The organism is Bacillus sp. 3255 (assembly GCF_031456485.1).
GTDB lineage: Bacteria > Bacillota > Bacilli > Paenibacillales > NBRC-103111 > Paenibacillus_E.
On record NZ_JAVDUS010000016.1, the window covers coordinates 197,027 to 210,537 of the forward strand.

Genomic DNA, 13,511 nt, shown 5'->3' on the forward strand with positions numbered 1-13,511 from the left:
ATGCCCCTTACTGGCAGAGAGCCAGGAAATTTCTCAACAGCTGCATGCCGATCTCCCCGCTCTTCTCGGGGTGAAACTGCATGCCGTATACGTTGTCGCGTCCGACAATCGCCGTCACCGGCTGGTGATAGTCGGTGACCGCAAGCAAATCGCTCTCGCGCTCCGGCTTCGCATGGTAGGAGTGCACGAAGTATACGTGCCCCTCTTCAACACCTTGGAAAATCGGGCTCTCGCTGTGCCGATAGCTCAGCTTGTTCCACCCCATGTGCGGTACTTTATAGTCACCGCGGAAACGCACAACGGAACCGGGCAGCAGGCCCAGCCCTTCGTGGTTGCCATGCTCCTCGCCGGAAGTGAACAGCAGCTGCATGCCGAGGCAGATGCCGAGGAGCGGTTTGCCGGACTCCGCGTAACGCAGGACAACCTCATTCAGTCCCGACTCGCGCAGCTGGTCCATCGCATCGCCGAATGCGCCGACACCCGGAAGAATCGCCCCTTGGGCAGCCAGAATCTGCTCGGCATCGCCGGTCACCACCGCTTCATAGCCAAGGCGTTCAACCGCCTTGCTGACGCTATGTAAATTGCCCATTCCATAATCAATAATGGCGATCATGACTACAGCACTCCCTTCGTCGAAGGAACCCCCTGCACGCGAGGATCAATCGTTGTCGCTTCATCGATAGCACGGCCTAACGCTTTGAACACCGCTTCGATCATATGATGTGTGTTCTGACCGTAATGAACGATAACATGAAGCGTAATGCGTGCTTCCAGCGCCAGCTTCCACAAGAACTCATGCACAAGCTGCGTTTCGAAGCTGCCTACGTTAGCGGTTGGATATTGCGCGCGGTATTCGAAATGCGGACGGTTGCTGATATCGATCGCAACCTGTGCCAGCGCCTCATCCATCGGCACGAACACGTTCGCATAACGTTTGATGCCTCTCTTGTCGCCAAGCGCCTCGCGCAGCGTCTGTCCCAGGCAAATGCCGATATCTTCAACGGTGTGATGATCGTCGATTTCAATATCGCCCTTGGCATCGACCTTCAAGTCGAAATGGCCATGCTTCGTGAATAAATCGAGCATATGGTTCAAGAAGGGAACATCCGTCGCAATCTCCGAAATTCCTGTTCCATCCACTTGGAACGATAGCTTGATGTCCGTCTCATTCGTCTTGCGGGCTACGCTCGCCGAGCGCACTCTTGCATTGTCCTGTTCAGCCATTAGGTTCATTTCCCTTCCTTCTTCAGTCGTACTTCCACCGCTCTCGCATGGCCTTCCAGCCCTTCGTTGCGGGCCAGCGTCATAATCATGTCGCCGTTCGCGAGGAGCGCTTCCTTGCTATAATGAATGACGCTTGATTTCTTCAGGAAATCGTCCACATTCAGCGGCGATGAGAACCGGGCCGTGCCGTTCGTCGGCAGCACGTGGTTAGGGCCGGCGAAATAATCGCCGACAGGCTCCGTGCTGTACGCGCCGAGGAAAATCGCGCCGGCGTTCTCAATACGCGGCAGCAGATTGAACGGCTCTTGCACGAGCAGCTCGCAGTGCTCCGGCGCCAAGCGGTTGACGACGTCAACGCCCTCGTCCAAGCTGTCTACGAGGAGGATCGCGCCTCTGGTTGCTGTCGATACCGCAGCGATCGCTTTCTTCGGCAGCACGTCCAGCTGCCGCCACAGCTCCAGCCGCACCGACTCGGCGAGCTCCTGCGACGGGGTCACCAGAATTGCCGGTGACATCTCGTCGTGCTCGGCCTGCGCCAGCAAATCGGCGGCCACATATTCCGGATCGGCGTGCTCATCCGCCAGCACGACGATGTCCGTCGGTCCGGCGATCATGTCGATATCGACGACACCGAACACGAAGCGCTTCGCCAGCGCGACGTAGATGTTACCCGGGCCGACGATCTTGTCGACCGGCTGGATCGATTCCGTGCCGTAGGCGAGGGCGGCTACCGCCTGCGCTCCGCCTGCGCGGTAAATCTCCTTCACACCCGCTTCGGCTGCCGCCACGAGGATATGCGGGTTGATGCCCTCTTCCCCGGCGGTGGCCGGAGGCGTCACCATCGCGATCTCCGGCACCCCCGCTACGATCGCGGGGATGGCGTTCATCAACACGGAGGACGGGTATGCCGCCTTCCCTCCGGGCACATACAAGCCGACCCGCTTCAGCGGCCGGATGATTTGGCCCAGCAGGCTGCCGTCCGGCTGCAGGTCCATCCACGACGTGCGTTTCTGCTTCTCATGGAACGCACGAATATTGGCGGCGGCTTGCCGCAGCGCCGTCAGGAACCCGGCGTCGACCTGCGTGTACGCCGCCTGGATCTCCTCGTCGCTGACGCGAAGCTCGGCGACCTCGACGCGGTCGAACTCCCGCGCCATGCGCCGCAGCGCGGCGTCGCCGTCCTGCCGCACCTCATCGATGATGCGGCGGACGGTTTCGTTCTGCTCGGGCGAACCGTATTCGACCTCGCGTTTCAATTCAAATTCGGAGGCGGGTAGTATCCGCATAGCTATCTTCCTCTCTATCTAGACCTTCGTTAGCGCAGGAAGCACCGCCTGCAGCATATCGCATAACCGCTGAATGGAATCGTTCTTCATTCGGTAACTGACCCGATTCGCGATCAGGCGGCTCGTAATCTGAAAAATTTCTTCTTGCTCAACGAGTCCGTTCTCCTTGAGCGTCTGGCCCGTCTCGACCATATCCACGATCCGGTCGGCAAGGCCGATCAGCGGCGCCAGCTCGATGGAGCCGTTCAGCTTAATGACCTCGACCTGCTGCCCCTGCTCGCGGAAATATTGCGAAGCGACGTTCGGATACTTCGTCGCCACTCGCGGATTGATCACTTGCTTCCAATCCGGCAAGCCAATGACCGACATGCGGCAGCGTGCAATGCCCAAGTCCAGCAGCTCGTAAACGTTGCGGTTCTCTTCCATCAACACGTCCTTGCCGACAACCCCGATGTCCGCCACGCCGTATTCGACGTATGTGGGCACATCGACCGGCTTGGCCAGGATAAACTCCATTCTGGCTTCCGGTACGGGAATAATGAGCCGGCGGCCTTCTTCCAGGTCCTCCGGAATGGGCAGTCCCGCCTTATGAAAAAGCTTCGCCGCCTGTTTATAAATACGCCCTTTCGGCATCGCTACTTTAAGAATATCTTCCACCGTTCCAACCTACCTTCCGAGCTTACTTCGCTATCAATGTCATAACTTCCTGATACAATGTGCCTTGCACCTCAATCGAACCGTCCGGCTTCGTCACCATAGCTTGTCTCCATGCTGCCTGATCGCCTACAAGCTGCGTAATGACCACAGCCGCTTCATCACTGCTCCGCTTCGCCTTCGCTAACCGAAGCGCCTCTTCCCGGTGCTCGGCATCGTAACCGATCAGCACCCGCTTAGGCGAAGGAACTGCCTCTCCGCCCGTTACCTCAAGAATCCGGTTCGTCTTCAGCGCGAAGCCCGTTGCCGGCGCAGGCCGCCCGAATTGGCTCAGCAGATTGTCATACCGTCCGCCGCTGCAGACCGGGAAACCGAGGTCGGCTGCATAGCCTTCGAACGTCATGCCGGTGTAGTAGGAGAAATCGCCGATCATCGTCAAATCGATGACGACATGCTCGCTGACTCCGTAGGCCTTCAGCACATCCCACACTTCGCAAAGATGTCGGATCGCATCCTGTGCGATCGGATGCTGGGTTACCATCCGCGCTTGCGCGCAGATTTCGTCTCCGCCTCTCAGCCTCAAGACACCGATGAGCTCACGCTCCACTTCCGGCGTAAGGGCCAGCGATTTGATCGCTTCGCGGTACCCGACATAATCGCGTCCGAGCAAATGCTCCTTCAAGCTCAGCTGTGCATCGCTGCGCCCTTCCAGGGTTTCCTGGAACAATCCGTTCAAGAAGCCGACATGGCCGAGGGCAATCTTGAATGTGCCGACGCCTGCGGCTTGCAGCGAAGCGATCGCCAGCGCTACGACTTCAGCATCCGCTTCGGACGAAGCGTCGCCGATCAACTCCACGCCGGTCTGGAAAAACTCGGAATCCCGGCCCGCCTCCTCCTCGATCGCCCGAAATACATTCGAATGATAAGAAAGACGCAATGGGAAGGAATGCTCCTTCAATAAGGAGGACGCTACACGAGCAATCGGAGCCGTCAATTCGGAACGCAATACCAAGGTCTGCCCTTTGCGGTCCAGCAATTTGAACAGCTTCTTATCTTCCGTGGAGCTCGCCACTCCCACCGTATCGTAATATTCAAGCGTAGGCGTCAGAATCTGGTTGTAACCCCAGCGCTCCATACAGGCCAGCACGCGGTATTCTATATTGCGCAGTTTCGTTACCGCCTCGGGCAAGTAATCCTTGACCCCTAGCGGCTTTTCAAATACTTTTGGCTTTGACACCGTCTCACCCCAACATCTAGGAATTTCATCCTGTTTTCCGTTTGATACTTTAGTACGTTAACGTGCTACCATGCTACCAAAATAAAGAATGTACGGCTATTTTAACATGTAACCTTAAGAAGCGTCAATTGCCAGTTCCCGGTATTCCCAAGATTCGCTACCTTCTCGAATGGCATAGAAAAAGAGCTGCACGCTCGCACGCGCACAACTCTCTCAATTCTCATTGGGGGACTGACGTATCGTCTGCAGCGGATTGCCCGCTACGAAGGTGTGCGGCGCCACGTCCTTATGAACGACGGAGCCCGCGCCGATAACGGCATGGTCGCCGATTGTGACCCCAGGCAGAATGGTTGTATTCGCACCGATCATCACATTGGAGCCGATTCGCACATCGCCGAGCCGATATTCCTTCGTCAAATATTCATGCGCCAGGATCGTCGTGTTATACCCAATAATCGTATTATTGCCGATATGTATTTTCTCGGGAAAAAAGACGTCCACCATAACCATCAGCGCAAAAGCGGTATGCTCGCCGACCTTCATGCCGAGGATGTTCCGGTATATCCAGTTTTTCATCCGCAGGGAAGGCGAATACCGCGTAATCTGGATGAATACGAAATTGCGGATCGCCTTCCACTTGCTGACGGTATGATAGATCTGCCATAGGGCGTTAGGTCCATCGACCGGGTATTTGTCCGTTTGTCTCAACGAGCCTCCACATCCGAAGCGAGCCCAACGATCGGCAGCAGATCGAACATATCGTCAATCAGATGATCCGGGTTGTACTGCTCCAGGTAGGAGCGCCCTTTCCATGACCAGGTGACGCCTACCGATACGACTCCCGCATTCTTCGCGGCTTCGATATCATAATGGCTGTCTCCGACCATCAGCGTCGTCTCCGGTGAACCGCCGAGCGTTGCCATCGCAGCCAGGATACCTTCCGGATGCGGTTTCGCCTCTTTGACGTCTTCAACGGTCACAATCGTGCTTACATACGGGTCGAGTCCGCACAGCTTCAGACCCATTAGCGTCGTTTGTCTGATTTTGCTCGTCACGATGCCGATTTTGACGCCATTCTCGTGCAGCTTCGCCATCACGGTCCGCACATGCGGGAACTCCTTCACGAGCTCGTCGTGCTTGGCTAAATTAAACGTTCTATATTTCTTAATGAGCTCCTCGACTTCTTTGCGTCCGGAGAAAAACTCCATTTGCTCCACTAGGGGACGGCCCATGTTCGGAATGATCAGCTCCCGGCCTACCGGCTCCGGCGTTTCGCCCTCCAAGCTATGCAGAAAGGACTGTACAATCAGTTCATTCGTATCGACAATCGTGCCATCCAAGTCAAACAGTACGGTTTGAATCATAATCTGCTCCTTTATCCTGTCCAATCTCTTGTTCGGAAACTTCTTTCTTCGTGCTTGCCGGCTTCGAGGAAACAATCGGATCTGCGTAGCGTACGTTCGCATAACCTTTCTTCCTTCTGACGATGATAAGAATCGCCATGCCAATCACGAGCAGAAGCGCCAACAGCTGCGAGAATCTTATATTTCCTCCATAGGTCATGACACCCGGCTCAAAAACGACTTTCATCGGCGACCACAATGCGTTGAGCAGCGATGCCAGCCAGGTCGGTCCTGTGAAATCCAGGCTGTCCGTGCGTACGCCTTCGATAAAGAAACGGCCGATGGAATACCAGATGAAATAGCTGAAGAACAGCTCTCCCGCCCGAAGGAACGGTCTGCGGCGAAGCCATAGGAGTACGCACAGGCCAACGATATTCCATAGCGATTCATAGAGAAACGCCGGATGATAGAAAGTACCTTCAATATTCATCTGATTCACGATGAAATTCGGCAAATGCAGCGTGTCGCGCAGAAACGACTCACTCACCGGGCCCCCGTGCGCTTCCTGGTTCATGAAGTTACCCCAGCGTCCGATAGCTTGACCCACGATCAAGCCGGGAGCGCAAATGTCCGCAATGCGCAGGAAGTTGTAGCCTTTGGCTCTGACGTAGAAGAAGACCCCGATTATGGCCCCGATCAGCGCGCCGTAAATGGCGATCCCGCCGTGCCATATCATAAATATTTCCGCTAAGTTGTTCTTATAATCGGACCATTGGAAGGCTACATAATATATTCTTGCCCCAATAATCGCGGAAGGCACGCCTATCAGCAATAAATCCATGAAAAAATCAGGAACGATTTTGAATCGTTTCCCTTCTTGAATGGCCAATAACAATCCAACCAATGCTGCTGTACCTAAAATAATGCCATACCACCGGACATGAATCGGTCCAAGGGAAAACGCCACGCTTTCTAGCATAGTTTCACTCCTTCACAATGTAAGCTGCGTCCAGCTTCTATCAATCAAAGTCCTCATAATCCTCATTCAGCGATTCCGTCAGCTTATTCGTAAATTGAAGCGCCGCGTTATAGCCCATTCGCTTCAACCGGTAATTCATCGCGGCCACTTCCACGATCACCGCTAAGTTTCGACCTGGGCGTACGGGAATGGTGACCAGCGGCAAATCCGTATCGATGATTCGTGTCAATTCCTCGTCCAATCCCAGACGGTCATACTGCTTGTCCTGCTGCCAGTTTTCCAATTTTACCACAACGGATATCTTCTTCACATTCCGAATGGCTCCTGCACCGAACAAGGTCATCACGTTGATGATGCCGACACCGCGAATTTCGAGCAGATGGCGGATCAGCTCCGGCGCGTTGCCGGTCAGCACTTTTTCACCGTTTTGCCGAATCTCGACCGCATCGTCGGCGATCAGCCGGTGGCCCCGTTTGACAAGCTCCAGCGCCGTCTCGCTCTTCCCGATGCCGCTGCTGCCTGTGATGAGCATGCCCACGCCGTACACATCGACAAGTACACCGTGGATCGTTGTGCTTGGCGCCAATTTATTTTCGAGGTAACCCGTCAGTCTGCTTGCAAAGATCGTCGTCGACATTTGGCTGCGAAGCACCGGAAGATCGCGCTTCGTCGCTTCCTCCAACAGCTCGACCGGAACATCCAACCCTCTCGTTACGATGATACAAGGCGTCTCTTCCGGAGCGCACAGCTGCTCGACGCGGTTTCGGCGAACCCCCGTCGTTAACATTTCCATGAAGGTGATTTCTGTCTTTCCTAGCATCTGAATGCGTTCCCGCGGATGGTAATTGAAATAGCCCGCCATCTCCAGACCCGGACGGTACAGATCTCCGGTCGTTATACCGCGTTTAAGTCCTGATTCGCCTGCAAGAACCTCCATGTGGAGCTGGTCCACCAATTCGGAAACTTTCACTTTTTTGGCCATTGTCCTGTCCCCTCTGCGTTTTGCCTGAGCACAACCTGTTCCTTCTGCTCGTCTTCATTTCTTTCCATTAGTTTCATCGTAAAGGAATACGATATTGAAATCAACTGCCGCGTTGCCAAACAGAAAAAAAGCCAGCCGATATCGGCTGGCTTTTCTGATCCAACTTATTTTACCAAGATGGACAATGTGGACTCTTTATCGAAGAAATGAACTTTGTTCATATCCAAAGCCAATTTCACGTTTGTGCCTTCTTTGATGCCGGAACGTCCGTCAACACGAGCGATGACTGTGTTAGAACCGATACCGTTCAGGTACAAGTACATTTCGTGACCCAAGTTCTCTGTCAACTCAACGTTTACGTTGAAGACAGTGTTCGGGGATGCTTCCAAGAATACAGGCTCTTCGTGAATGTCTTCCGGACGAACACCCAGAATCACTTCTTTACCTACATAGCCTTTATCTTTCAGCACTTGTGCTTTACCAGCTGGAACTTCTACGTTAACAGAACCTGCTTTGAAGAAGATTCCGCCGCCTTCTTGCGTCAAGTTACCTGTCATGAAGTTCATGGACGGGGATCCGATGAAGCCTGCAACGAACATGTTCACAGGGTAGTTGTAGATTTCTTCAGGTGTAGCAGCCTGTTGAATGATACCTTTATCCATAACAACGATACGATCGCCCATTGTCATAGCTTCGATTTGGTCATGCGTTACGTAGATGGTTGTAACACCAAGACGTTTTGTCAATTTCGTGATTTCCGCGCGCATTTGTACACGAAGTTTCGCGTCCAAGTTGGAGAGCGGCTCATCCATCAAGAATACTTGCGGCTCACGTACGATCGCACGGCCCAAGGCAACACGTTGACGTTGACCACCGGAAAGAGCCTTCGGCTTACGATCCAGCAAGTGAACGATATCCAAGATTTTCGCTGCTTCGCGAACGCGAGCATCGATATCTGCTTTTTTGAATTTACGAAGTTTCAAACCGAATGCCATGTTTTGATAAACAGTCATATGCGGATAAAGAGCATAGGATTGGAATACCATCGCGATATCGCGGTCTTTAGGAGCAACGTCGTTTACAAGGCGATCTCCGATGTACAGTTCACCTTCAGTAATTTCCTCTAGTCCTGCGATCATACGAAGCGTTGTGGATTTACCGCAACCGGATGCTCCAACCAATACGACGAACTCTTTATCTTCAATTTCAAGATGGAAATCCTTAACTGTGGATTCTTCTGCACCGGAATATTTTTTAACGATATGATTTAAACGTACGCCTGCCATGGTTTCATTCCCCCTACGGTTTATCGATGTACACTACTTGTTCATCAACTATTAACTACATTCATCTTACCCCACGAAGGCCGGACTGACTATGCACAATACCTACAAAAAAATCACTTTCTTTTCGTTACTTTGTACAATAGAGTAGCAAGACGCACCAAAACCGCATGATTAAACGTCCGGACATCCAATCCGGTCTCATTTTTAAACTTGTCCAACCGGTACAACAGCGTATTCCTATGAATATACAGCTTCTTCGCCGTCTCGCTCACATTGCAGTCCAGAGAGAAGAAATGCTCAAGCGTCGTCACCGTCTCCGCATCCAGCGCATGATCGGTGCCGCGGAGCACCTGCTCCAGGAATTCGTTTTTCTCTTCTTCGTCTATCAAATGCAGCAGTTTCTCCAGGCGGAGTTCCCATCGAAGATGAATAAAGCTGCCTACATGGAAGGAACGGCCGAGCATGATCGTCTCTCTCAATTTGAGAATCGTAGCGAACAGCGCTTTCGCCGGCTTCACCGGATAATCGATGGCCAGATGGCATTCTCCGATCCACTCATTCGCCAGCATTTCATATAAGCCAGAGCCTAGCGCATCCAGAATCTGCTCAACGCTCTCTTCTTCGTCGCCTTCTCTTTCTTCACTGCCGCTTGCCAGCAGTCCTTCCGGCGCCAGAATCAGCCACTCTTTCTCCATCAAAGGAATAAGCGTAATTTCCGATTCGAAGAAAGACTCCAGCAGCTTCTTCAACTCCGTATAGGTCACGCTTTGATTTTGCGAATAATCCCCGTAGAGAAGCAGTGGAATTTTCGTTGAATACAGAGAGGACTGTGAAGCTAGCGCATCCGGCAGCTCCGCATAGGTGGCGCCAAGCTCCATCTGCTGCAGCAGCCATTCTCGTAATTGATAGGCTTTTCGTTCGTCTTCCGACTGGTAAGCTCCTCGCTGCTTCTTCTCCTGCGTTTGTTTGGATTCGACCGTCATTTCTACGAGCTTGCGCTCGGAAGGGGTGAGTTTGGCTCCAGGAACTTGCAGAACTCTGATATCTTTGTGCTCCTTGGATAAATAAAACAGCACCTCCCGGCCGCGCTCAACGCTCCGGACGAAGCTGATCGGAGTTTCGGCCTGCTCTTCCGCCAAGTGCAGCCAATCGGCTTCAGCTATCAAACCGATGTACATAGGTGTCTGTAAAACCGCTTCCAAACGCTCTTTGATTCGCTCCCAATCCATTTGCCTCTCTCCTTACTCCTGACTTCTTCTATCTCTATCTCTCTATTGTACCATATGTAAGCTCCCGAATGGGAAAGAACCCTCCCGCGCCTCAGCTGCAGAAGGGTTCTTTGGGTTTGACCTTGAATCAGTCCAAAATCCGGCGAGCCGTCACATAATGATCCGCCCACCATTCTTTATTGATGGAGGTGAATTTGACGCCGCCTTCACCGTACGTATGAATCATATTCCCATTACCTACATAAATGCCTACATGCCCGATGCTTTTGCCGGAATCCGGGGTTGTGAAGAAAACTAAATCTCCGGCCTCCAAATTGCTTTTACTTACGTATTTCCCTTCCTTCGCCTGATTACGGGATACCCGCGGCAGCGTTATGTCGTATTGGGCGAACACCGTTTTCACGAATGAAGAGCAGTCCATCGTTTTGGTTTGTCCGTATTTCGCACCGAACTCATACGGAACACCTAAGTATTTTTGAGCCGCAAGAATAAGCTCCGCCTTCAAGCGGTCCGTAGCGGATAGAATGCTTTTCCCGCCAATGAAGCTCTTCTTATAATCGTTGACGTTGCGTGTGACGACTTCGTCTCTGCTCTGGGAGGACATGACCATCTTCCCTTGCCCCACATAAATCCCCGCATAAGACGGCGTCTTCCCGCTGCCAAAGAACAGGATATCGCCCGGCTCCGCTTTGGAGATATCGTTGATCGACTTTTTGTTCATCTTAAACTGCTCGGCTAGCGTTCTAGGCACCGAATAGTCCAACGTTTGATAAACATAGTAAATCAGACCGGAGGAATCGAATCCGGCTGACGGCGTTTCGTTGCTTCTGGAATAATCGATGCCGACCAATTTCTTGGCAAGAGACACCGCATCCATATCGTCATTCGCCGCGTAGGCGGACACCGCTGTAGTCGCAGATAGCGCGATCGTTACGGCAGCTGTAATTCCAAGTGTTCGTTTAGCAAGATGCTTTATCATTATTATTTCCTCCAGTGCGCAATTGTTTGTATAAATGGGAATTGCCATAAAATCTAGTACAAGATTACCATGATTTCCAGAAGCCTTTCATTCCTAAAATGTTTCCTCTCGCACGCAGGATTGGTAATGGTGCCAAAACGTTCTTCCCATGGAATCTCTACCATGCAATCGCTATGAGGATGAAAGTACCTCAGGCTCATAAATTGCGTATTATTGGAAATAATTGTACAAGGGTCGAATCATCCCACAGGAGGTCTTACAAAGGGTTTATGGGGTCGCCTGTCATCATGCCGCTGCCGTTCGCTTTCTTCAACGTGTTTGGACTTACTGCCATATATGGAGGTTTTATTTCACGATGACAAATCAAAGCCATTATCCGTCTTATAATGTTATGGATGAGCAAAATGAATGGGACGCTCACACTCGCTCCATCGTCAACGCCCGATTATTACGCGAAAACCGCTATCGCTATATCACACCGCTTGAAGCGGAAACTTTGCGCGCCTGGTGCTCGCTCCTTATGGATGATTCCAGAGGGGATATTATCGGCTATGTACTCTCCCATATTGACGAAGTGCTAGCCAAGGGGCAAGGCGAGGGCAACCGGGAGAAGAACGTTCCAGAGATTCGAACACTCGTTCGCAATGGTCTGGAAGCTATTGATGAAACCGGATGGATTCACAGCAGCAAGCCATTCTTCGAATTGGATTCGGCGAACAAGCGGCTTATCATGCAGCAGATCGCCAGCAATGAATATCCCAACACGGAGAAATGGGACGGCGTCCCGCAGAAAGCACTATTTCAAAAACTACTGCAGTTCAGCATAGAAGCCTACTATTCGCATCCGCTGATATGGTCCGAAATTGGATACGGCGGGCCCGCCTATCCTCGCGGCTATGTTCGGGCGGACCTGGGACATCTCGACCCTTGGGAGGCTGTGAAGGAGCCGTGAAAAGGAGATACGCGCAGGAAGCCGATATCTTGATTGTTGGCGCAGGTGCCGCGGGAGGCGTGCTTGCAAATTCCTGATGTCGTAGTGCTGGGTGCCGGTCCCCCGCGGGATCACCAGAAGGATTACGCTAGCGCTAAGTTCAGCATGCAGAAATTAGGGCTGGGAAGATACCCGGCTCGTTGAGGGGACTCGTTCCCCTTGGTGTCGGCGCTCGCGGCCAGAGCGTCCGATTACATTATGGAACTCACCCAGCACGTAAAACACGCCTTCATGGACAACTTGTTTATGCTCCTCTACTCCTCTACAATGATAAGTAGCTGAAATGATGAAAGGAGCGGTCGATAATGGCCATAGCTGAATTCACGATTATTCCCATCGGAACAGCAACCACCAGCCTTAGCGGTTATGTCGCCGATCTGCACAAAGAGCTGGAGAAGCACACGGACATCATCTTTGAAATGACCCCTATGGGGACCATTCTGGAAGGCCCTCTGGATCGCATCCTGGAAGTGATTCGGGCCGTTCATGAAGTGCCTTTCAAGAACGGTGCTGAGCGCGTCTCCACCTCGATCAAAATCGATGACCGGCGCGATAAAGCTGCTTCTATGACGCAGAAAATGCAATCGGTCGCTGAGAAACTGAAATAACATCCGAATGGTAAGACAAAAGCCTCCCGATTGGGAGGCTTTTTGTAATATTGGCAGGGGCGGCTCTTGCGCTTCTGACGGATGGACGGATATAGGCAACAAACCGGAAATATATAAGGGGCAACCTCTCGGTCGCCCCATAAAAAAAAGACCTTACGGCCTTCTGATTTTCACTTATAAAAGTGAGCCATGTAGGACTCGAACCTACGACACCCTGATTAAAAGTCAGGTGCTCTACCAACTGAGCTAATGGCTCTTAGGGAAATGGAGGCTGATGGATTCGAACCACCGAACTCGGAGAGAGCAGATTTACAGTCTGCCGTGTTTAGCCACTTCACTAAGCCTCCAGATGCGAGATAACCGTACTGCGTTGTGGCAGCACAACCATCTCAATGGCTCGGGACGGAATCGAACCGCCGACACGAGGATTTTCAGTCCTCTGCTCTACCGACTGAGCTACCGAGCCTTATGTACTTAAAGTAGTTTGTCCCCTATAACGATAAAATATGAATGGCGGAGCCGACGGGATTCGAACCCGCGGTCTCCTGCGTGACAGGCAGGCATGTTAGGCCTCTACACCACGGCTCCATGACAATTCATATTCGTTACAGTGAATGGTGCCGTCGAGAGGACTTGAACCCCCAACCTACTGATTACAAGTCAGTTGCTCTACCAGTTGAGCTACAACGGCATATTCATAAGATGGTGGAGGC

Annotated in this window: 14 protein-coding genes and 5 tRNA genes; 2 read left to right on the forward strand and 17 right to left on the reverse strand. The window is 52.4% G+C overall.

Annotated features, from left to right (window positions below):
• Positions 1-7 precede the first annotated feature (7 nt).
• From hisH to J2X61_RS23565, 12 genes are all read right to left on the reverse strand, one after another.
• Complete coding sequence (gene hisH / locus J2X61_RS23510) at positions 8-613, reverse strand: imidazole glycerol phosphate synthase subunit HisH (RefSeq protein ID WP_274472022.1); 606 nt, start codon at positions 611-613, stop codon at positions 8-10.
• 2 nt (positions 614-615) lie between these two features.
• A complete protein-coding gene (hisB, locus tag J2X61_RS23515) occupies positions 616-1,224 on the reverse strand; it encodes an imidazoleglycerol-phosphate dehydratase HisB (protein ID WP_274472278.1) in 609 nt (202 codons plus the stop codon).
• Positions 1,225-1,229: 5 nt separating this feature from the next.
• Positions 1,230-2,510 carry a histidinol dehydrogenase gene (gene hisD, locus J2X61_RS23520; protein ID WP_274472021.1) on the reverse strand — a complete coding sequence of 427 codons (1,281 nt, stop codon included), beginning with the start codon at positions 2,508-2,510 and terminating at the stop codon, positions 1,230-1,232.
• An 18-nt stretch (positions 2,511-2,528) separates the two neighbouring features.
• A complete protein-coding gene (gene hisG, locus J2X61_RS23525) occupies positions 2,529-3,167 on the reverse strand; it encodes an ATP phosphoribosyltransferase (protein WP_274472020.1) in 639 nt (212 codons plus the stop codon).
• Between the two features lie 22 nt (positions 3,168-3,189).
• The gene (locus J2X61_RS23530; RefSeq protein ID WP_274472019.1) at positions 3,190-4,401 is read right to left on the reverse strand and encodes an ATP phosphoribosyltransferase regulatory subunit; all 1,212 of its coding nucleotides are present in this window, start codon (positions 4,399-4,401) and stop codon (positions 3,190-3,192) included.
• Positions 4,402-4,614: 213 nt separating this feature from the next.
• On the reverse strand, positions 4,615-5,109 hold the full coding sequence (locus J2X61_RS23535) for an acyltransferase (RefSeq protein WP_274472018.1): 495 nt from the start codon (positions 5,107-5,109) through the stop codon (positions 4,615-4,617).
• On the reverse strand, positions 5,106-5,765 hold the full coding sequence (ppaX, locus tag J2X61_RS23540) for a pyrophosphatase PpaX (RefSeq protein ID WP_310191027.1): 660 nt from the start codon (positions 5,763-5,765) through the stop codon (positions 5,106-5,108). The genes J2X61_RS23535 and ppaX overlap by 4 nt, the downstream gene beginning before the upstream one ends.
• On the reverse strand, positions 5,743-6,723 hold the full coding sequence (gene lgt / locus J2X61_RS23545; RefSeq protein ID WP_310191030.1) for a prolipoprotein diacylglyceryl transferase: 981 nt from the start codon (positions 6,721-6,723) through the stop codon (positions 5,743-5,745). The genes ppaX and lgt overlap by 23 nt, the downstream gene beginning before the upstream one ends.
• A gap of 40 nt (positions 6,724-6,763) precedes the next feature.
• Positions 6,764-7,705, reverse strand: a complete 942-nt coding sequence (gene hprK, locus J2X61_RS23550) for an HPr(Ser) kinase/phosphatase (RefSeq protein WP_274472015.1) — start codon at positions 7,703-7,705, stop codon at positions 6,764-6,766.
• A 164-nt stretch (positions 7,706-7,869) separates the two neighbouring features.
• Positions 7,870-8,991: an ABC transporter ATP-binding protein gene (locus tag J2X61_RS23555; protein WP_274472014.1), complete on the reverse strand. Its 1,122-nt coding sequence runs from the start codon at positions 8,989-8,991 to the stop codon at positions 7,870-7,872.
• 113 nt (positions 8,992-9,104) lie between these two features.
• Entirely contained in the window at positions 9,105-10,220 is a 1,116-nt protein-coding gene (locus J2X61_RS23560) for a PucR family transcriptional regulator (RefSeq protein ID WP_274472013.1), read from the reverse strand.
• A 127-nt stretch (positions 10,221-10,347) separates the two neighbouring features.
• Positions 10,348-11,199 carry a C40 family peptidase gene (locus J2X61_RS23565; RefSeq protein ID WP_274472012.1) on the reverse strand — a complete coding sequence of 284 codons (852 nt, stop codon included), beginning with the start codon at positions 11,197-11,199 and terminating at the stop codon, positions 10,348-10,350.
• A 355-nt stretch (positions 11,200-11,554) separates the two neighbouring features.
• Between J2X61_RS23565 and J2X61_RS23570 the strand changes: the two genes are divergently transcribed.
• Positions 11,555-12,151, forward strand: coding sequence for a gluconate 2-dehydrogenase subunit 3 family protein (locus J2X61_RS23570; RefSeq protein ID WP_310191036.1), 597 nt, complete (start codon positions 11,555-11,557; stop codon positions 12,149-12,151).
• A 344-nt stretch (positions 12,152-12,495) separates the two neighbouring features.
• A complete protein-coding gene (locus tag J2X61_RS23575) occupies positions 12,496-12,798 on the forward strand; it encodes an MTH1187 family thiamine-binding protein (protein ID WP_274472010.1) in 303 nt (100 codons plus the stop codon).
• A gap of 183 nt (positions 12,799-12,981) precedes the next feature.
• Here the strand turns inward: J2X61_RS23575 and J2X61_RS23580 are convergent.
• The 5 genes from J2X61_RS23580 to J2X61_RS23600 all read right to left on the reverse strand — a co-directional run bounded on the left by J2X61_RS23580 (position 12,982) and on the right by J2X61_RS23600 (position 13,489).
• A tRNA-Lys gene (locus J2X61_RS23580) sits at positions 12,982-13,054 on the reverse strand.
• Positions 13,055-13,063: 9 nt separating this feature from the next.
• Positions 13,064-13,145 (reverse strand) — tRNA-Tyr (locus tag J2X61_RS23585).
• 46 nt (positions 13,146-13,191) lie between these two features.
• Positions 13,192-13,264 (reverse strand) — tRNA-Phe (locus J2X61_RS23590).
• Positions 13,265-13,309: 45 nt separating this feature from the next.
• Positions 13,310-13,386 (reverse strand) — tRNA-Asp (locus tag J2X61_RS23595).
• A gap of 27 nt (positions 13,387-13,413) precedes the next feature.
• Positions 13,414-13,489: transfer RNA gene (locus J2X61_RS23600), tRNA-Thr, on the reverse strand.
• Positions 13,490-13,511: the final 22 nt, after the last annotated feature.